The 20,448-nt window shown below is 73.4% G+C and carries 10 protein-coding genes; 2 read left to right on the top strand and 8 right to left on the bottom strand.

Annotation, left to right across the window (positions count from 1 at the left end):
• Positions 1-62: 62 nt before the first annotated feature.
• The 5 genes from eccCa to ACL03H_RS00780 all read right to left on the bottom strand — a co-directional run bounded on the left by eccCa (position 63) and on the right by ACL03H_RS00780 (position 9,242).
• Positions 63-4,049, bottom strand: coding sequence for a type VII secretion protein EccCa (gene eccCa, locus ACL03H_RS00800; protein WP_412809052.1), 3,987 nt, complete (start codon positions 4,047-4,049; stop codon positions 63-65).
• A gap of 42 nt (positions 4,050-4,091) precedes the next feature.
• The gene (locus tag ACL03H_RS00795; RefSeq protein WP_412809051.1) at positions 4,092-7,559 is read right to left on the bottom strand and encodes a hypothetical protein; all 3,468 of its coding nucleotides are present in this window, start codon (positions 7,557-7,559) and stop codon (positions 4,092-4,094) included.
• 116 nt (positions 7,560-7,675) lie between these two features.
• Positions 7,676-8,476, bottom strand: a complete 801-nt coding sequence (locus tag ACL03H_RS00790; RefSeq protein ID WP_412809050.1) for a hypothetical protein — start codon at positions 8,474-8,476, stop codon at positions 7,676-7,678.
• Between the two features lie 105 nt (positions 8,477-8,581).
• A complete protein-coding gene (locus ACL03H_RS00785; protein WP_412809049.1) occupies positions 8,582-8,878 on the bottom strand; it encodes a WXG100 family type VII secretion target in 297 nt (98 codons plus the stop codon).
• A gap of 40 nt (positions 8,879-8,918) precedes the next feature.
• A complete protein-coding gene (locus ACL03H_RS00780) occupies positions 8,919-9,242 on the bottom strand; it encodes a WXG100 family type VII secretion target (RefSeq protein WP_412809048.1) in 324 nt (107 codons plus the stop codon).
• Positions 9,243-9,439: 197 nt separating this feature from the next.
• Here ACL03H_RS00780 and ACL03H_RS00775 point away from each other — a divergent pair, with 197 nt between their 5' ends.
• Positions 9,440-9,898, top strand: a complete 459-nt coding sequence (locus tag ACL03H_RS00775; RefSeq protein ID WP_412809047.1) for a CAP domain-containing protein — start codon at positions 9,440-9,442, stop codon at positions 9,896-9,898.
• 117 nt (positions 9,899-10,015) lie between these two features.
• Here the strand turns inward: ACL03H_RS00775 and ACL03H_RS00770 are convergent, their stop codons facing one another.
• Positions 10,016-10,831, bottom strand: a complete 816-nt coding sequence (locus ACL03H_RS00770) for a sensor histidine kinase (protein WP_412809046.1) — start codon at positions 10,829-10,831, stop codon at positions 10,016-10,018.
• 37 nt (positions 10,832-10,868) lie between these two features.
• Positions 10,869-12,215, bottom strand: coding sequence for a helix-turn-helix transcriptional regulator (locus ACL03H_RS00765; RefSeq protein ID WP_412809045.1), 1,347 nt, complete (start codon positions 12,213-12,215; stop codon positions 10,869-10,871).
• Positions 12,216-12,630: 415 nt separating this feature from the next.
• Here ACL03H_RS00765 and ACL03H_RS00760 point away from each other — a divergent pair, with 415 nt between their 5' ends.
• Entirely contained in the window at positions 12,631-15,108 is a 2,478-nt protein-coding gene (locus ACL03H_RS00760) for an AAA family ATPase (protein ID WP_412809044.1), read from the top strand.
• 82 nt (positions 15,109-15,190) lie between these two features.
• Here the strand turns inward: ACL03H_RS00760 and ACL03H_RS00755 are convergent, their stop codons facing one another.
• Complete coding sequence (locus tag ACL03H_RS00755; protein WP_459561764.1) at positions 15,191-20,356, bottom strand: WXG100-like domain-containing protein; 5,166 nt, start codon at positions 20,354-20,356, stop codon at positions 15,191-15,193.
• Between the last annotated feature and the right edge of the window lie 92 nt (positions 20,357-20,448).

The following is a 20,448-nucleotide window of genomic DNA, read 5'->3' as shown; positions in this document are numbered from 1 at the left end:
GTTCTCCCTGTGGAAGGTGCGGTGGCGGCCCCGGCCTCGTCCGGCCGGGCCGCGGGGGCCGGTCAGGAACCGGTGGACGCGGCGGCGGGGTTCTGGGCGGTCACGAGACCGGTCTGGATGAGCCCCACGCCGCGACGGGTGACGAGCTGCGCACGGCCGGGCGGCAGCTTGCGCGGCGCGGCCTCGCCGAGGAACTTGCCCTCCTCCTTGGGGTAGGACAGCAGCACGCCGGGGGTGCCGAGCTCCCACAGGCGGCGCAGAACGGGGTCCATCATCGCCCGCACCGCGCCGGAAGTGCTGCGCGCGATCACCAGGTGCAGTCCGATGTGGACGCCCTGCGGGATCATCGGCAGCAGCGGCTCCAGCGCCGAGCTGACGCCGCCGCGGCCGAGCAGCTCGTAGTCGTCGACGACCACGAACAGCTCCGGTCCCTCCCACCAGTCGCGCCTGCGCAGCCGCTCGGAGGAGATGTCCTGGCCCGGCACCCGCTTCGTCATCGACCCGAGCGCCTGGTCGGCGAGCTGGTGCAGCGCGTCGGCGCTGAAGCCGTAGCCCACCCCGTACTCCGCGGGCACCTCCTGGTCGAGGTCGCGGCGCGCGTCGCCGAGCACGATCTTGGCCTCGTCCGGGCCGTAGCGCGACCGGATCGAGCGCAGCGCGAGCCGCAGCAGGTTGGTCTTCCCGGTGGCGCTGTCCCCGAAGATCATCAGGTGCGGGTGCGTGAAGAAGTCGTGCCACACGGGTTCCAGCCGCTGCTCGTCGTAGCCGAGGCAGACCCGGAAATCCCGCTGCGGCGCGGGCAGCTCCGCCGCCGGGAGGTTGATCGGCAGCATCCGCACCGGTGGCGCTCCTCGCCCGGGCCAGAACGCGCGGATCTCCTCCGCGACTCCCCTGGTGGCGTCCGTCAGGTCCTCGGCGCCGGAACCCCCGTCGAGGCGGGGCAGCGCGGACAGGAAGTGGAAGCCCTTCGAGGTCATCCCGCGCCCCGCCTGGTTCGGCACCGTGGCGGCCTTGCGGGAGCCGTACTCCGATTCCATCGAGTCGCCGAGGCGCAGTTCGAACTTGGTGCTGAGCAGGTCCCGCAGCCACGGCCGGATCTCCGACCAGCGGGTCGCGCTGATCACCACGTGGACGCCGAAGGAGAGCCCCCGCGAGGCCAGCTCGCCGATCTTGGTCTCGACGTCGTTGAAGTCCTGCTTGACGGTGAACCAGCCGTCCACGACGAGGAAGACGTGCCCGTACGGGTCGTCCACCTCGCCTCGGGAGCGGGCTCGCAGGTAGGTGGCGATCGAGTCGAAACCGCGCTCGGCGAACAGCGACTCGCGGCGCTCCATCAGCTGCGTGAGCTCCGCGATGGTGCGCACCACCCGGTCGTGCTCCATCCGGGTCGCGACCGAGCCCACGTGCGGCAGCCCGGACACCGACATCAGGCCGCCGCCGCCGAAGTCCAGGCAGTAGAACTGGACCTCCTGCGGGGTGTTCGTCAGCGCCAGGCCGAGCATGAGGGTCCGCAGCAGCGTCGACTTCCCGCTCTGCGGCGCCCCCGCCACGCCCACGTGCCCGTCCGAGCCCGACAGGTCGGCGACCAGCAGGTCGCGCAGCTGGTCGAACGGCCGGTCCACCACCCCCACCGGCACCCGCAGCGCGCCCCGGCGCGCCGGGTCGTCCACGGTCATCCCGCGCACCGGGTCCGGGACCACGGTCGGCAGCAGGGCGTCCAGGCTGGTGGCCTCCGACAGCGGGGGCAACCAGATCTGGCGCGCGGGCGGGCCCGCGCCGGCGAGGCGCCCGATGAGCACGTCGGCCAGCGCCGGGGCGTCCTCGCGGGACTCCTGCTCGCCCTGCTCCTCCTGCTCCCCGTCCGCCGCGTCCTCCTGGGGGCGCAGCGCGTGCAGGCTCGGGTAGGGCTGGGTGCGGAACGCGACGACCTCGGAGAACGCCCGGTTCTCGGTGACGGCCGCCGGGCCGTCCGGGACCGGGCACGGCCCGGACACGTAGGCGCCCTTGAACCGCACCAGCGTGCTGGTGTCGATCTTCAGGTAGCCGTTGCCCGGGTCCGAGGGCAGCTCGTAGGCCTTGGTCGCGCCGATGACCGCGCGGGACTCCATCGAGGAGAAGGTGCGCAGCGCGATCCGGTACGACAGGTGACCCTCGACGCGGTGGATCCTGCCCTCCTCCAACCGCTGCGACGCCAGCAGCAGGTGCACCCCGAGGCTGCGGCCGAGCCGGCCGATGGACACGAACAGATCCATGAACTCGGACTTGTTCGCCAGCAGCTCGGAGAACTCGTCCACCACGATGAGCAGGTCCGGGAACGGCACCAGCTGCGCGCCGCCCGCACGGGCCTTCTCGTACTCGAAGGACGAGGAGAACCCGCTGGTGCGCAGGAGTTCCTGGCGCCGCACCATCTCGCCGTTGAGCGCGTCCTGCATCCGGTCTACCAGCGGCAGCTCGTCGGCCAGGTTCGTGATCATGGCCGAGGTGTGCGGCAGCGCGTCCATGCCCAGGAACGTGGCGCCGCCCTTGAAGTCCACCAGCACCAGGTTCAGGATCTCCGAGGAGTGCGTGGCCGCGAGCCCGATCACCAGGGTCCGCAGCAGTTCGCTCTTGCCCGAGCCGGTGGCGCCGATCAGCATCCCGTGCGGCCCCATGCCGCCCTGGGCGGGCTCCTTGATGTCGAGCTCGACGACCTCGCCGCCCTCGGTGACGCCGATGGGCACCGACAACCGCGCCCGCTGCGCCGCCCGGGAGCGCCACAGCGACGGCACGTCGAAGGACCTCGGGTCCCGGATGCCCAGCAGAGTGGTGAGCTCGAAGTCGTTCTCCAGCGTCTGATCGACGATGTCGACCGCACCGCTGGTGCGCTTCGGGGCCAGGATCCGGGCCAGCGCCTCGACCTGCACCAGGCTCAGCTCGTCGCGCCGCGCCGAGCCGAGCTCCTCCCCCGCCGGGAACTGGACGTCGTCGCCCTCCGCGGTCAGCCGCAGCACCTTCGGGCCACCGGGCATCGCGCCGGTGACGTCCAGCAGCACCGCGTTGCGCAGCCCGCCCTGCAGCAGCCGCGACTGCTCCGGCAGCGGCGCCTGGTGCGCGACCACCACCACGAACGGCTCGCCGACGCTGGCCCGGCTGCCCGGGTCGTGGTCCGGGCGGTCGGTGATCTCGGCGCCGAGCACGTCGAGCAGCTCGTCGTGGTCGCAGGCCAGCAGCCGCAGCGGACCCGCCGTGTCGTGCGCGCTCGGGTGGGCGTTGTGCGGCAGCCACTTCACCCAGTCCCACTCCGGCTGCCCCGACTCGCTGGTCAGCACCGCCACCCGCAGCTCGTCCGGGGAGTGGAAGGTGACCAGCTGGGCCAGCAGCGCCCGCACCAGCCCGAGCGCCGGTTCCTGGGAACCGGCGAACTCGATGCTGGTGAAGCTGCGCAGCCCCAGCGAGATGGGAATTCCGGAGACCGTGCCGTAGGCCTCGCGGAAGCGGCGCAGCGAGATCGCCGCGAGCGGCTCCAGGTCCTCGATCGGCTTCGTCGACGGCGCCGAGTAGTCCACCGACGAGGCCTGGGTGCCGAGCCCGATGCGGACGCGGGCGAAGTCCTCGTCCCCCGAGCGCCGCTCCCACAGGCGAGGGCCCCCGGCCGTCGTCCACAGCCAGGACGGGTCCGGGTGGTTCCACAGCACCGCCCGGCGCTGCCGGTCCGCGGCGTCCCGCGCCTTCTCCCGCAACTGGGCGATGTAGCGCAGGAAGTCCCGGCGCTCGGCGCTCATCTTGCGCTTGCGCTCCGCACCCGCCCGTCCGATCTGGGTGAGCGCCATGGACAGCATCGCCACGCCCATGACGCCACCCATCATGTACATCGCGGGCGACCCGCTCGACGAGGCGAACATCATCATCATGGCGGCGGAGCCGATGCCCATCGGCAGGAACATCGCCGCGGACCTGAAGTCCACGGCCGCCGGCTCCGCCATCACCGGCGGCTCCTGGAGGTCGACCTCGCCCTCGGGCATCTCGGGACCGGCGACGCGCGGTGGCCGCTTCACCGTCACGGTGCTCATGGATCTGCCTCGCTCGTGGGTCGACGGGTGCGGGAGCTGCTCCTAGCCGATCACCCCACCGGGCGGCGTGGCCGATTTGCCACCCCAGGCAGAGGTATCCCTCACGAGGAGGTCCGAACTGGACCGCTCGTCCTCCTCGCCCTCGCGCTCCTCCGCCGCGGCTGCTTCGGCCTCGGCCTCCGCCTTCTCGGCGGCCCGCATCTCGGCGACCTGCTCCGGGGTGAGCACCGGCCCGCCGCACATCGGCGGCGGCTTCCGCTCGCGCACCGGCTTGCCCGACTCGGCCCACTTGGCCTGGCGCCAGTCGGAGTACCCGGCACCGGAACCCGGCCCGCGCCGCCACGGCTCGCCGTCGCGCAGCACGCGGTCCGGGTCCTGGCGGTCCTGCTCGGTCCCCTCCTCGCGGGCAGCGGGGAACGGCACCAGCCAGGGCAGACCGTCGCTGGGCACGTCCCAGGCGCTGGTGTCCTGCTGGGCCGCGTCCCGGCGCACCACCGCGACCCGGTCGTCCGGCGGCTCGGGCTCGCGCTTCCCGTCGGCGGATCCCCGTTGCGCGGCAACGGGTTCGGCGGGCGAAGCCGCGGCGCCCTCCCCGCGCGCGGGCGGTGCCGCCACCTCCTCCTTCGGCGGTGCGGCCCGGCCCGGCCCGACGTTCGCCTCCCACGAGCGGGCGGCGGACTCCGGCGGCACCGAGCGGGGCGGCGGACTCGCGGGCGCGGGCGGCACCACCGGCGGCGGCAGCGCCCCCGGCGGACCGAACACCGGCGGCACGCCGGCCACCACCGGCGGCGCGGCGGTTTCCGGCGCCGGGGACTCCGGCGCGACCTCCGCGACCGGCGCGCTCTCGGCGGAAATCTCCTGCGGTGCCTGCGACGCGGGTTTTTGGTCCACAATGGACTCAGCCATCGGAGCACCCGGCTCCGCGCCGTGCGGGGCATCCGGATCACCGGCGCCGACGGCCGCGGGCTCCCACGGCCGCGCGCCGGCCTCCAGCAATCCCGAGGCGTCGGGGCGCTCGGCGGACCGGGCCGGACCTCCCGCACCCGAGGGCACCGTCGGCGGCATCATCGGCATCCCGCCCGGGGACCGCGCCTCGGTGCGCGCCTCCGGAAGCACGTCCGCGACCGGCGAGGTCTCCTGCGGGCCGCCGGCCGGGGCCCGCAGACCCGGACCACCGGGCACGGCGCCCCCCGGCGCCTCCGGCTCACCGGTCTCCGGCGCGGCCGACTCCCACGGGCCGGAGCCCGCGTCGAGCAGGCCCGAGGCGTCCGGGCGGTCCGCACCCGCGCCCGGCTGACCGCCACCCGCCCCCGGAGGCATCATCGGCGGCATCATCGGCATCCCACCCGGGGGCCGCGCCTCGGGCGAGCTCGGCGCCTCCGACGGGGTCCGCGTGACCGGCGGGGTCTCCTGCGGACCCGCGACCGGGCGCTCCAGCCCCGGACCGCCCGGCACCGCTCCGCCCGGAGCCTCCGGCTCGCCCACATCGGGAGCCGAGGACTCCCACGGCCGCGAACCCGCGTCGAGCAGGCCAGAGGCGTCGGGGCGGTCCGCGCCCGCGCCCGGCTGACCACCACCGGCGCCCGGGGGCATCATCGGCGGCATCATCGGCATCCCGCCAGGCGGGTTCTGGGCACCCGTCTCGCCCGGTTCCCGCAGGCCGGGCTGCTCCGCCACCGGCGGGGCGTCCAGCCCGGGACCACCCGGCACGGCGCCACCCGGCGCCTCCGGCTCGCCCGCGCCGGGCCCCTCGCCCTTCCACGGCTCCGCACCCGCGTCCAGCAGGCCCGAGGCGTCCGGGCGGTCCGCGCCCGCGCCCGGCTGACCACCACCGGCGCCCGGGGGCATCATCGGCGGCATCATCGGCATCCCGCCGCGGTCGGGCTGACCGCCGGGCGTCCCGTTCCCGGCGGGCGGGCTCCACTCCTCCGGGTTGGTGGCCGACGGCGGCACCTGGTTGCCGGGCGGCGGTGTCAGGCCGCCGGGAGGCGGCACCTCTCCCCCGGCGGGCGGAGGTGTCGTCCCGCCCCCGGGCATCCCGCCGGGCGGTGAGGTGCCCGGCGGCGAACCGATCCCGGGCGGTGGCCCCACGGGCGGGAGCTCGCCGAGGGGCGGCGGCGCGCCCGGGGGCTCCGAGCCCGGCGGCGGCGTCGAACCACGAGGCGGCGTGGAACCGGGCGGCGGCGTCGAACCGAGCGGCGGGGTGCTGCCCGGCGGTGGCGTGGAACCCGGCGGCTTCGTCGTGGAGGGCGGTCCACCGATGAGCGGCGGTGCACCGACCGGCGGCGTCGTCGAACCGAGCGGCGGCGTCGAACCGAGCGGCGGGGTGCTGCCCGGAGGAGTCGTCGAACCTGGCGGCGGGGCGCTGTCCGGCGGCGGCGACATCGTCGCCTTCGGAGGCGGCGACGTTCCCGGCGGCGGGGGCACCGGCGGCGTCGAACCAGGCGGCGAGGTGCTGCCGACAGGAGGCGTCGATCCCGGCGGCGGCGTGCTGCCCGGAGGAGGGGTGGATCCCGGAGGCGGCGTCGAACCGGGCGGCTCCGGGACTTTCGCCACCGGAGGCGGCGTGCTGCCGGGCGGCGTCGAGCCCGGAGGCGGCGGGACGGATCCGGGCGGGGGCGAGCCGGGCGGAGGTGCTCCGGGCGGCGGCACGTTCGTCATCGGTGGCGGGACGTTCGCTCCCGGCGGCGGGACGTCGCCCGGCGGCGCGTCCGGCGGCGGCGGAACAGGCGGCGGGGGTGTCGTCGGCGGCGCGTCCGGCGGGGGCGGCGGTCCGGTCACCTCGTCACCACCCGGGAGATCCGGCGGTGGTGGTCCGTCACCGAGCCCCGGGGTCACCGGGGTCGTGTACTCGACGCTGTCGACGGTGATGGTGTAGGTCTTCGCGAGCTCCCGGATGGGCTTCTTCATCTCGGCGGTCATCGCCTGGACCACCTCGGGGTCCTGGCTGACGGCGACGAGACCGTTGTCCATCACCCCCGCCTTGCCCCGCCACTTCGCGACCTGGGCGTAGTACTGGTCGATCTGGCTGGTCGCGTCGCGCGCCCAGGACAGCCACCGCCCGTCGTCGTAGAGCTTCGTCGGGACCGGGTGCCCGGCGTCGGCGCCCGCGAGCCGGTCGCCGTTGTCCCGGATGTTGTTGGCCAGCGTGTTCATCTTGGCCAGGAACTCCGTGGCGGCGACGCCCGACCAGGCGCCGTGCTCACCGGCCACCGCCTCCGCCTGCGCGCGCAGGTTCTCGGCGACGGCGTGCATCGTCTGGTGGATGTGCGAGAAGGCGTTCGAGGCGGCGTAGAGCGTGTTCGGGTTGACCCGGTGCCACGCCTCCTCCTTGAGATCCTCGCTGCCGAGCGCGGACCCGCCCCACAGCGCGGCCTTGATCTGCTTCCAGTCCCAGCTCTCGAAGTCGTCGGCGCTGCTCGTTCCCCTGGGGTTGACGAAGACCGCGTGCTCGTCGATGTCGTCCTTCGCGAAGACGTTCTCGTCGTACCCCTCCGGCGCACCGGCCATGCCACACTCCCCAAAGCTCGGACCGCGATCGGTCACGCGGCCGAGGCGCGCCGCGCCTCGTTCCGGCACCTGCCGCGTCCGGCGGCAGGGCGGTCATCCGTCGACCACTCAGGTGGTCACGCCGTAGGCGTCGCCTGCGAACTGGAATTGATGTACCCGAACGACTCGTTCATGATCCCGTTGAGCTTGTCGGTCGTGAGCGCGTTCAGGTCTTCGGTGTTGTCGTAGTCCACGACCAGCTTGCGGACCTCGTCGCGCACGTTCTCCAGCGCGATCTCCAGCTTGTCCAGGTAGAAGCGGACGTCGTTCTTGAGGCCGGGGCGGCTGCCGCCGTCGCCCATGATCTCGTCCCGGATCACGTACGCCGCGTGGAACCCGCCGGGCAGGATGTTCACCTCGTCGGTCTTCACCTTCGAGTCCGCGATCATCCGCCGCAGCGAGTCGACGTTGTCCGCGAAGACCTCCAGCGCCCGGGTGTTCACCGCGACGACGCCGTCACCGGTCTTTCCCTCGCCCTCGTCGCCGGGAACGTCCGGCACGTCGGCGACCGGTGTCTCCTCCATGCCCTCGATGTCGAACGGGGTGTCCTGGTCGTAGTCGACCCCCTCCTCCATCGTGGAGTCGTAGTCCGGCGGCGGGATCTCCTCGGCACCGGCCGAGGAGTTGAACATCGGGTCACCGGCGTGCTCGTCCTTGACGTCCAGGTACTTCGACCAGGCCGCGTCGACCTCGGGGAACCCGCCGCCGCTCTGGTTCATGGCGGCCATGCTCCCCGCCGCCTGGACGTAGTCGCGGTCCTGCTCGGTCATCCAGCCCATCTCGACGTAGGCGTCGAGCTTGGTCCAGTCCGCGTAGTCGGTGTCCTGCCAGTCGTCCAAGCTCAGCCAGTAGTCCAGGCCCGTCAGCTCTTCGGCCATCGTGCTCTCCTCTCGATCCGCACTCCCGTGCGGAGGTCATCCGCATCGGGCCGCCGGAGGGAGAAAGACCTCACCGGCGGCCCGGACCGCGCGACCCGCGGTCGGTCAGCGGCTGCCTTCCCAGATCTGGCGGGCGCGCTGCTCGGTCGTGCCGTAGTTGTCCGAGATGGACAGCAGGGTCTGACGGCCGGACTCCAGGTAGACCGGCATCTGCGCGGCCTGCTGGTTCCACTCGGCCTTGGCGGCCCAGTAGGCCTCCTGGGCGACACCGGTCCACTCGGCCAAGCTCTTCTCGACCTGGGACTCCATGTCGGTCAGCGCGTTGCGAACGCGGGCGTTGATCGAGTTCATCTCGTCGAGGGTCATGTCCGCGACGTTGAAGTCGAACCTGTAGTCGGACAACGTTCACTCCTAGGGAGATCGGGTACTGCGGGGGGGTGGATCAGACTCCGGGCAGGGCCGAGGTGAACGACTGGGCGGTGCTCGCCGCGCTGTCCTCAGCGGACACGTAGTCCTTCGTGTTGACGCCCATGACGTCCATCATGTTGATCAGCTTGGTGATGATCGCCTGGAACGACCGCTCCCAGTTGTCCATGGCAGCGTTGAAGTTCGTGGACGCGGAACCGGTCCAGCTGCCTTGCAGGGTCGCCATCATCGAGTTGACGCGCTGGAGTTCCTGGGTGAACTCGGAGGCGCGGTCGCTGAAGATCTGCGCAGCCTGCTGCATTCCCGGCTGCGACGTCTGCACCTGCGGAAAGTTGGCCATTCGAGGACTCCTCTGTCGTGTGCTCCTCCCACCACGCAACCGAGGACCACGTGCGTGCGCGGGCGGGGTCCAGTGTTCCCGCGCGACTCGGCCGCACGACAGGAGAAACGAGCCATCCCTGCCCGAAGAGCGCTCGTCGCTGCCCGTTCTGGCAGGGCTCCTTCGCGCGCGGACGACCGTCCCGAGCACGCGCTAGCGTGGCGGCGGGTGCGGGCGAGGTGCTCGCGGACCGGGAGGTGTCGCCGACGATGGCGCTCGGGGCCAGTCGGGAATCGGTGCGGGTCCGCACCGAGGACGAGGTCGTGGTGCTCGTGAACGTCGAACGCGCGCGGCAGGGCCTGGCCGCGTTGCGCACCGACGAGCGGTTGCGCCGCGCCGCCCGGGGCCACAGCGCCGACATGGCGCGGCGCGGTTTCTTCGCCCACCGGGGCCCGCGCGGCTCGTCGCCGTTCGACCGGATGCTGGCCGAGGGGGTCGAGAACCCGGCGGGTGAGAACATCGCCGCCGGCCAGCGCACGCCCGCGGCCGTGGTGCGCGGCTGGATGGAGAGCGTCCCCCACCGCAGGAACATCCTGCGGGCGGAGTTCCGCACCATCGGCGTCGGACTGCACGTGGCCGAGGACTTCCCCTGGTGGACCCAGAACTTCGGCATCTGAAGCCCCGGACGACCGCCGCCGCTCACCCCTGGTCGGCTCCCGCGGTTGCCCCGCGAGGATGCCGGCCGCTCCGGCCCACCCACCGCCGCTGGCAGGACGGCGAGGACGACGGGGCGTTCACGTCGCGGCGGGGACGGGGAGCCAGACCTCGAAGCGGCAGGAGTCCGGCTGGTTGTGGACCGCCAGCTCGCCGCGGTGCGCGCGCACGATGCCGTCGGCGGCGGCCAGCCGCAGGCCGGTGCCGCGCTGGTCCGCGCGGACCGGGTCGGACCTCGCCGGTGGCGGGCCCGGGGAACGCTCGCTGCGGACCGAGACGGTGATCCAGGGCCCGTTCACCCACACGTCCACCGAGACGGTGCCGCCCTCGCGGCTGCACTGGGCCGCCGTGACGAGCAGGCCGGTGATGGCCTTGGTCATCATGGCCCCGTCGACGACCACCGCCGACCGCTCGATCCACCCCGCCCAGACCCGCACGCCCCAGGCGGCCGCGGCCGGGGTCGCCCCGGCGACGGCCTCGCCGATCAGTTCCGGCAGCGCGACCTCGTGGCGGGGTGGGAGCGCGGCGTCGACTTGCATCCGGGAGAGCGCGAAGGCCTCGTCCACCGTCTCGGCCAGCGCCTCCTCGTCGCGGCGCGCGATCCGGCGCCGCTCCCGCTCCAGCACCGGCCTGCCCAGGAGCAGGCCGACTCCGACCGAGGCCAGGCCGGTCGCGCAGACCACGATCGTCTCCGCCGCGGGCTCGTCCCGCGGCACGCCGACGAGGAGCACCACCGTGCTCATCACCATGGCGACGACGGTGGCCATCAGGACCCCGATCAGCGGCACCGCCACCGGGTAGCGGCGCAGCACCCGCACCACCACCAGGCCGATCATGCTGACGCCGACGAGTTCGCCGACGGCCAGCAGCACGACCAGCGGATCAGGCACGCTCATGGAACCGCTCCATCTCCCCGGCTCTCGACGCCCGCCGTCACGCCACCGAGCGGGCGCGGGCCGCGCGCAGCCTGCCCTCCCGGTTCGCCACCGCCACCAGTTCGACCCGGGAGCGGCAACCGGTCCGGGCGAACAGCCTGGTCAGCTGGCTCTCCACCGTCTTCTCGCTGAGCCCGAGCTCGGCGCCGATCCGCCGGTTGGTCAGCCCGGAGCTGATCAACCCCACCAGCCGCACGTCCGCGCTGGCCCAGGCCCGGGGGCCGTTCGCGGACGGTTGCGGGGAGGGCACGGCGAAGCGGACCGAGGTGGCGCGGGGCCACTCGGCGCCGCGGCCGGGAGCGTCCGCCAGCAGCCGCGCCACGTCCGCTTCCTCGCGCTCGACGGTGGCGGCGAGCGCGGGGCAGGCGCAGCGCAGCAGCTCCCACTCGGCCGCGATCAACAACTCCTCCTCGACGAGCTCGTCGACGATCCGCTCGCAGCGCGCCAGGTCCACGCCGAGCGCGGACGCCACGGTGGGCAGGTCGTCCAGGTCGAAGGTGCCGAACGAGACGGCGGCCAGCACGCGGGTGGCGGCCGGGTCGATCCGGTGCGCGCGCCGGAGCAGGTCGTGCCCGACGGGCAGCGTGATGGGCGCGGCCGGATCGGCGAGCGCGACGCGACCGCGCTCGGGGACGAGCATTCCCCGCTCCGTCAGCTCCCGGACCGCGGCCAGCACCGTGCCGGGGTTGCCGTAGAGCGGGCCCAAGGCGACGCGCAGCGCCCGGTGCACGCTCAGGTCCACCCCACCGCCGAGAACCGACTCCACGTCCTGCTCGCACAGCGGTGGCAGGTCGATCACCTCGTCGGCCATCTGGACGAGCTCGGCCTCCTTGGTGGTGGACTCGAACCCGGTGCGCACCGCGGCGACGACGAGGCAGCCGGGCCGGTGCGCGGCCAGCAGCAGCGGGACGGGGTCGGCGATCTCCAGCACGTCGTCGACCAGCACCGCGCTCGGTTCGGCGCCGCCGACCCCGGCGAACACCCGGTTGATCTCGGCGACCGCCGCGGGGAGCCGGGAGTCCGCCGCACCGGAAGCGACGCTCACCCTGGTCAGGGAACTGATCGCGTCGATGAGACCGGTGTCGCCGAAGCGGTCCAGGTCCTGCCGGAGGGCGGCGGCCAGCGCGCGCGCCCCGTGCTGCTCGCGGACCGCGCGCACCAGCGTCGCGCGCACCCCGCGCTGCCACCAGCGGCGTGCGGCGACTTCGAGGAGCGCCGACCGGCCGATCCCGGCCGGGCCGCGGACCACCACCAGGCGACCGCGCCGCGCTCCGGGGTGCAGGGCGGTCCGCAACCGCTCCAGGGCTTCGTCCCGCCCCTCGATCGCAACCTGGTCCCGCGCCATGATCGTCCATCCCGTTCGCGAATCAGACGCCGCAGCGCCAGCACTTCCATTTCGACGTGCCGGACATTAGCTTCGGGAGCATCCCGAGATCACGGCGATCAAGAAAGCCGAACGGGACATTTTAGGAACTCGCAAGAAGTTCGAACTCGACCGGAATCACGCAAGGAACGCTTAAGACTCTTGTCATGGCCGGGGAACGGCCGGGCGCGGGAACTGTGGCAATACTGGCGTGGTGCTCACTTCTCGACCCACGATCCAGCCGCCGGACTCAGCGACCACGACGGTGCCCGATGTCGGCTCCCGGCGCACCCGTCCGGGGACGGGCACTGCCCGAGAGGCCGGGCCGAGTGCCCCATCAGGCGTCCGCGGCGGAGCGGTCGGCCGGATCGTCGACCACTGCGCGAACCGGCCGGGCGTGCCGCTCGTGCTGGTCACCGGCCCGGCGGGAATCGGCCGCAGCACCGTGCTGGCCCAGGTGGGCCGTGAGCTCACCCGGCTCGGCACCTCCACCGTGGACGTGCCGATGCCCCGCCGGGAACGGGACGTCCCGCACCTGCTGAACCGACTCGGCGACGAGCTCGGCGCGGCCGCGACGGCCGGATGCCCGCTGCGGCGGCTGCTGGCGGCGCTGGAGGACCGGCGCGAGCCGCTGGTGGTGTTCCTCGACGACGCGCACCGGATCGGTCCGGACTCCGGAGGCATGGCGGCCGCGCTGCTGGACGCGCTGGCCGGGTCCCCGGTGACGCTGGTCTGCGCCGCGCGCACGCCGGCCTCCCGCGAGGGGCTCGACACCCTCCGGAAATCCGGCCTGGTGCACGAGGAGCGGTTGCGCCCGCTGAACGAGTCCGAAGTGGACTGGATGCTGGACGAGCTGCTGCACGCGCGGCCCGCACCGGAGATGACCGCCGAGCTGCGCCGCTCCTGCCGCGGCAACCCGGCGATGCTGCGCGCCGCCGTGGAGGCGCTCCTCGCCGTCGAGCGGCTGCGAATCGTGGACCGGCACGTGCACCTGGTCGACGGCCGGGATCCGCGGCTGCCGAGCTCGCACCCGCTGTTCGCGGAGCTGTGCGAACCGAAGTCGCCGACCTGGTCGGTGCTCAAGGCGCTCGCCGCGCTGCACCCGCTGGGCGAGCCCGCCCCGGGGCTGGTCGCCGAGTGCACCGGTCTCGACGAGCGTCGGGTCACCGGAATCCTGGGCGAGCTCGGGGCCTCCGGCGTGCTGCTGGCCCGGCCGTGGCGGTTCCGGATCCCGATGCTCGCCGCGGTGCTGCTGTCCTGCCTGGGCCCCTACGAGCGGCGTCGGGCCGGGCAGGTCGCGGTGCGCGCGATCCGCGCGGGAGCCGCGTCCTGCGCGGACCCCTCCTTCCTGCCGGACCGGTTGATGGACGCCGGGGCACCCGACGGGGCGGCGGAGACCGCGCGGCAGCTGCTGGAGCACGCCGCCGCGATGCCCCCGGACAGCAATCGCGCCGAGCTGTGGCGCTGGGCGGCGGTCAAGCTGCTCGGCGACTTCGACCGCCGCGCCGAGGTGCTGCACGAGCAGGCGATGCGCGCCGCGCTGCGGCGCCGGTTCCGCTCGGCGGTCGAAGCCGCCCAGCGCGGGCTGGACCTGGCGGGCCGACTCCCACCGGAGGCCGTGCAGGAGCTTCAGATCATCCGCGTCGTCTGCTCGGCGGGGAACACCGACGAGCTGCGCGAGTTCGTGCGGGACGGCTGGCGCGCGCTGCCCGGCACGCCGGGCAGCAGGATCGTGACCAGGGCGGCCGGGCTGTGCCTGCTCAACCGCTGGCAGGACGCGCACCGGCTGCTGGCCGAGCAGCGCGGCTTCGGCCCGGACGCGGCCCCGTTCGCCGAGGTGATCGCCCAGGTCGCGGTCTCCCTGACGGGCGTCAAGGACGACCGGCGGCCCACGGGCGCCGGCCCGGAGGCGGTGGCGAAGGCGTACGGGCTGTTCAGCGCGCTCGCGCTGTGCGACGGGAACGACCGGCTCGCCGAGCCGGTGCCGGACCCCGCGATGGGAGCGGCGGGGCGCTGGGACCGCGCACTGCACGAGGCGCGCCGCGCCACGGCGATCGCCGCCGGGTATCCGCACGTGCCGGAGCAGGCGCCGACGTTTCGCGAGATGGCCGCGATCCTGACCGCGCGCGGTCAGCTGAGCCGGGCGCACGCGGTGCTCGAACACGCCCGCTCGCGGCCGCTGCTGCTGCCGCACCTGCTCGCGATCCCCGCTTCCGACCTGGAAAGCACGATCGGCGCGCACGAGCGCGCCCGAGCGAGTGCCGAGGAGGGTCTCGCGCTCGCCGCCGAGGGCGGGGTCCTGATCGGTACCGACGAGCTGTGGCTGCGGCTGGCCGAGTGGGAGTCGGTGCACGGCACCCCGGCCGGAGGTGAGGAGTGCGCGTCCCGCGCCGAGCGGGTGGCCCGGCGGCTGGGGACGGTGAGCGCGCGGCGCAACCACCTGCTCGCCCGGGTGCTGGTGGAGCGCGACGAGGCCGCCGCGCGCGAGGCCGTCGACCTCGCCCGGCAGCGCGACCGGCCGTTCGAGTTCGCCCGGACCGTCGCCCTCGTCGCCGAGCGCGGGCTGGGCGCGGCGAACCTGGTGCGCACGGCCTACGAGATCTTCGGCGAGCTGGACGCCCTGATCCCCCGCGCCCGGCTGCGATTGCTGATGCGCGCCCAGAACATCGCGGTGCCCGGTCGCAACGCGACGCTGGCCGAGAACGAACGCCTGCTCGCCACGCTGGTCACCGAGGGGCTGACGAACTCCCAGACGGCGGTGGTGCTGGGCACCAGCGAGAAGAGCGTGGAGGGGCGGCTGACCCGGTTCTTCCAGCGCCACGGCTACCGGTCCCGCGCCGAGCTGGCCACCGCCATGCTGCACCACCGCCCCTGACCCGTCCCCGGTCGGTGAACCGCTCGTCCGGCCGACGGGCCCGGCTCGCGTGCCCCGGCCGCGCGGCTGGGCACCTCGCTCCTCATCGGTGGTAGTAGGACCCGTACGGGTCCTGATCGGGGTAGGGGTCCTGCGTCGGGAACGGGTTCGGGGCCGGATCAAGCGCCTCGTACCCGGTTCCGCCGGTGTCGTCGTAGTCCGGTGCGGCGTAGGTCGCGTGGGAATCGTACGAGGTCTGGTAGGGGTTCTGGCTCGGATATCCCTGCGCCGTCTCGTCCCAGATCCACTCCGCGGCCTGATCTGCCGGAGGAACGGGGAATTCCCGCACGACGCTGCCGGAGTACGTACCACCGTAACCGCTGCCGACCCCAGCGGAACCGTAAGCGTTCCCATAATCCGCAACGGACAGTTGAGCCATGCCATCGGCCAGGACGTCCGCCGCCGCCCGCTCGCGGAGGATCTTGCTCACCTCCGCCGCGGGGTAGATCGTGCTGCGATCCACTCGCGGCCTGGTGGATCCTCGGCCGTAGTACATCCATCCACCGTTCTCGGCCACGCCGATGTGGCCGACCCGGGTGACCGTCACCTCGTTGATCCCGAAGTACAGGGAGTTGTCGTACTTCCGGCTCAGCGCGTGCCCGGAGGAATACCCGGACCGCAGACCGCTGACGATCCGGGTGGAGTTCTCCCCGCTCCCGGCATCGCAGGCGACGAACACCAGCGGCGACTTCTCGTTGTTGCTCAGGACGTGGGCGGAGTCCTGGTTCCGGTCCAGGAGGTACGCCACCGTGTCCTGATTCACGCTCACCAGCGTGCTCGTGCCGTTGACCGGAACGCGGACGCCGTACCGCTCGTTGTTCGTGTGCACGAAGACGAAAACCGGAGGGCGCTGCCGACCACGCCGATCGACTTCCCCGTTCCAGGGCGGCGCCACCTGCGAGTCAGCGCGCAGGGCAGCATCCGGATAGATGCCCATCTCTCCGGGCAGCGTTCGCGTCACCCGGTTGTTGAAGCTCTCCACGAACGCCGCGAACATGTCCACATCACCCGGATCACTCGGGAAGCAGATTCCCGCGGGGCGACCACTCGCGTCCCGCAGGACGTGGGTTTCCACGTCGTTCGCCGTGAACGTCACGTCACCTCGACCGCCGTCCGGGAGCCGGACAGCACCCCGCAACGACACCGGCTGGTTCGGCCGCCTCGGCATGGACGGTTGCGGTGCCTCCGGCCGCTGCTCCCCGAGCGCCCGCGACGCACGAACGTCACCGGCCCTGGGACCTGCGCGCTCCGCCTTGACCTCGGATGCCGGCGCGGTCGACGCCCCGCCCCGCACCGCCCCGGGGGCATCAGCGGAGAACACGGCCACCGGGACGTCCTCGCCGATGGCGGCCCCCAGCAGATCCAGGTAGCGAGGCCGAATCCCGCCCTGGGCCAGCCCCTCGGCGGCGACCCCGGCTTCCACCTCGGAGTGGAAATCGCCCATCAGCGATCCGGGGACGTTCAGCTGCACCTGCGGCCCGGTTCCGGCGTTGTGCTCATCCGGAACGCCCAGCACGTGCAGGATCTCGTGCACGGCCTCCCGCGGCCTGATGTCGGAGCGCCACTGCCGGACGGTGCTCAGCCCCTCATGGCCAGCACCGACGACGACCGGGACGTCCGCGTCCTCGCCCGGCTCCACCCGCTCCAGTCGCACGAACAACCGATCTCCGGTCGGGCCGTTCCGGAACTCCGCTCGCGGCTCGTTCAGCAGGCCGTGCACGCCCTCGACCGCCGACGCCCACACCGCCTCCAGCGTCCCCTCGTCGACGTCCCGTCCCGCGGACAACGCCACCCGCAACGTCACCTCGGCGACGTGATCGCCCCCGTGCGCCACCCGCCGCACGCCGAACCGCGAGTCCAGCGCCGGAGCGGGGGCATCAGTCCGGCGCGCGGCCGCATCGGCGATCGCGGTGCGCAGGTCCACCTCGGGTTCGCGGAAGGCGGCCAGCTCGGAGAAGTGGATTCCGGCGACCCGCCCGCGCCGCGTCTCCGCGATGGAGTCCCGGAACGCCTCCCAGTCCCGCGGTTCCACCTCGAACGGCGACCAGTCGTTCCGTTCGGCGCCGCCGGGTAGCGGCTCCGGCTCGTTCCCGGAACGGGCCGGAGCCGAGGGATACCCGCCGCCGGGATAACCCTGGTAGCCGTGGGGATCCTGCGTCCGGAACGGGTTCTGGGCCACGGCGGGAACCCCGTACCTGTTCGCGCTGACGTCGTACCGGCTCGGGGGCGGGACGTCGAGGTGAGCGGTGGCTCCACCGTCCGGCGAGGCTCCGGTGCGGGCGGGAGCGGAGCTCTCGGTGTCCGGTCGGACCACCGCCTCAGGCCGTGCCGGGGCGCGCTCGGCGCCGCGTCCCGGCACGGCCGCGTCGCGCGAGGTGGTGGCGGGAAGCGACCGGTTCCCCGGGGCCTGCTGCCCGTCGTGCTGGTGGGTTGGTTCTCCCCGGTGGCGGTGGCTCCGGGCGTTCGGCTGCTCGGCACCGCCCGGCCGTGCGATCGCATCCGGCTGGGCGGCGGGCACCGCGTCGGGCGCGGCGCTGCCCCTCGTCGAGCGCGCCACCGGGGCCGACGGCCCACCCGACCCCGCGTGGTGGGCGGCGAGCGGTTGTGGCGTGGCGGTCGAATCGAGGGCGGACTGCTCGGGACGCCGACCGGCCGGGCCGTCGGTTCGCCCGTGCTGCTCGCGAGCAGCAGGCGGCGCGGCATCGTGCGACTGCCCCGACCGGTCCAGCTCGGACGATCGCACGCTCTCGTCCCGAGTGGACGGTTCGCCCGACAGGCGGTGGGAATCCTGGCTCCCGTGGGACTCCGGAGCCCGGCTCTCCTCCGGCGCAGCGAGGAATTCCGCTATCGCACCGGATTCCGGGACGGCGCGGGACTCGGGAGGAACGCTCGTGTCCGGCGCCTGGCGCTGGCCGCCCTCCACGCGGATCGACTCGGCCCGCGCACCGCCCGCCCGGGAGTCCGAACGGGGCGGTGCGGCGGGCTCAGCGGACCGGGCCGGGTCGGCGAAGCCCGCACCGCCTGCCGGAGGAGCGTCGTGCGCGGCGGTGCGGCCGTCCACGCGGGAATCCCGAGCCGGGACCGCCTCCGCGATCTCCGCGCGGAGCGAGTGCGCGACCGGTTCCCCAGCGGCGGTCCGCCCGTCGGCGCTGGTCCGCGGACGGCCGTCGTCGAGCGAGTGCGCTGCGGGCTCGGCGGCCTGCGCGAGCGGCGCCGGGCCTCGGGAGACCGTGCCCCCGACGCTCGGCGAGGCGCCACGACCGGAGACCTCCGCACGCCCGCTCGGCGTGCCGGAGGACTCGGTTCCCGATGTTCCGGTGGACGCCCGGGCTGGAGCCGGGCTCTGCGACGTCACCGCCGCACCCGCCTCGACGGCGGGAGCCGCGGACGGCACCCCACCTGGCACGGCGCCGGCGTGGCCGGAACCGGCGCCATCGGCCGCCGAAGTGCTTCCGGGCGCTCCGGCATCGTCGCCGGACGCGCGGCTCCCGCCGGAAGGATTCACCGCCCTGGTGCCGGGCGCGTCCGCTGCGGACCGGGGGCCATCGGTTCCGGTCCCGTGGACACCGCGCGTCACGGGCGCACCGACCGCGCTCCGGCTCGCTGCCTCGTCGGGGTGCGCGAAGACCGCACCGATCTTCGCGCCTCCGCTGCTGACATCGCGGTACGCGCCTTCCTGGTGGGTCTCGGCGCCCCGGTTCCGCTCCGCCGCGTCACCGCGCGATCCGCCGGAGGAACCCCCGGCCTCCTGCCCGGCTCGCGCGCTGCCGCTCGTCCCGGCCACCTGGCCGGTCCCGGTGGCGTCCTGGCGGACGACAGCCGCGTAGGGAGGCGGGTCCGCCATGACGCTCTCGTAGCTCGGCGGCTCGACCGCCGCCGAGGCGCGCTGCTCGATCCCGGACGCTCCGGCGGTGTTGACACCGCTGGCGGAGGCCCCGCCGGACGACGTGCCGTCGACCGCGGCTCGGCCGCCGTCGGCGACCTCGCCGTACCCGCCCGGCTTCCCGCCGACCTTGCTCTCCCCGCCACCGGTGGCGGAGGCGCTGTCCGGGCCCGGGATCCGCAACGCCTCCGGGCCGGAGATCGTCAACGCGCCAGGGCCGGTGCGGGTCTCGGGACTGCCGTTGAGGAGCGCGCTGTCGCCGGTGTTCGTCCCCCCTCCGAGGCCACCGCGAGCGAAGGCGCCGAACATGCCGTCGGACGCGACACCGCCCTTGTCGCCGCTGGCGAGGTAGACGAGGGGGTTGCTCGCGGCGACGGAGACGATCTGGAGAGCGCCGTCCGCGGCGCGGCCGAAGGCGACCTGGCCGCGGGTGAGCTTCTTCTCCGGGATCTGCTCGTCGGGGCCGCGAAGCTTGTTGGTCCGGCCGATGTTCCTGTTCAGATTGATGATCACGTCGTCGACGCTCTTGGCGAGGCCGCGCACCGCTCCAGCGGCGAAGCCGGAAGCGGCGCCACCGATGGCGCCACCGATCATCATCCCCTTGATGGAGTCGGTGTTGATGTTGTCGCGATTGTGCAGAACATCTTTCTGGAAGAACTGGATTCCGGCATCGAGCCCGCCCATCACACCAGCTCCGACAGCGGCGCCGATGGCGGGATACTTGGCGATCCGCCAAGCCTGGGACCCGGCGACCTTGGCCCCGGCCTGCCAGCCGCCGGCCTTGATGGCCTGGGGAACTCGGGAGAGCTGCTTGACGACGTTCTGGGCGATCTGCTTGATGAGCTCGCGGAGCAGCGCGGTGATTCCGACGCGAGCGGCGGCCAGCACCGCGGGCACCATGAACGCACCGAACAACGAGGCGATCAGCGAGATGACTGTGGCCAGGGTCAGCGCGGTCATCGCCACGAAGATGATTTTGTTCTTCTGGATGTCGGCGGCGGCGTCCTGGGCTTTGCTCGCGAGTTCCCGCGCGAGGGAACTCTGCTGATCGAGGTGTTCGGGCAGGGTGCGCCGGAGGTAGTCGACCGTGGGTTCGGCGGTCTCGCCGCGCAGGGAGGAATCGAGCTCCCCACCCGCGGCGAGCAGCCGATCCCGGACGAGATCGATCCGCTCGGCGTAGACCTCCAAGACGTCGTGGATCTTCTGGAGACCGCTTTCGCTTCCCTCCGGCCACTCCATTCCCAGCGTGATCTTGAAGAAATTCTGGAGCTGCTCAGGAAGCTCGGTCGTTTCGTAACGTCCACTCAAGACTGCCACACCAACCATGCGACTCAGGTAATGACGCGCACTACGTTCGAACAAGAATTGAGCGCATCGCGGCATCGCCGAAAAATGGCGCGCTGAAGCGCACCACTTCG

The organism is Saccharopolyspora antibiotica (genome assembly GCF_047200635.1).
GTDB lineage: Bacteria > Actinomycetota > Actinomycetes > Mycobacteriales > Pseudonocardiaceae > Saccharopolyspora_C.
This window is presented reverse-complemented; position numbering and strand designations above follow the sequence as displayed.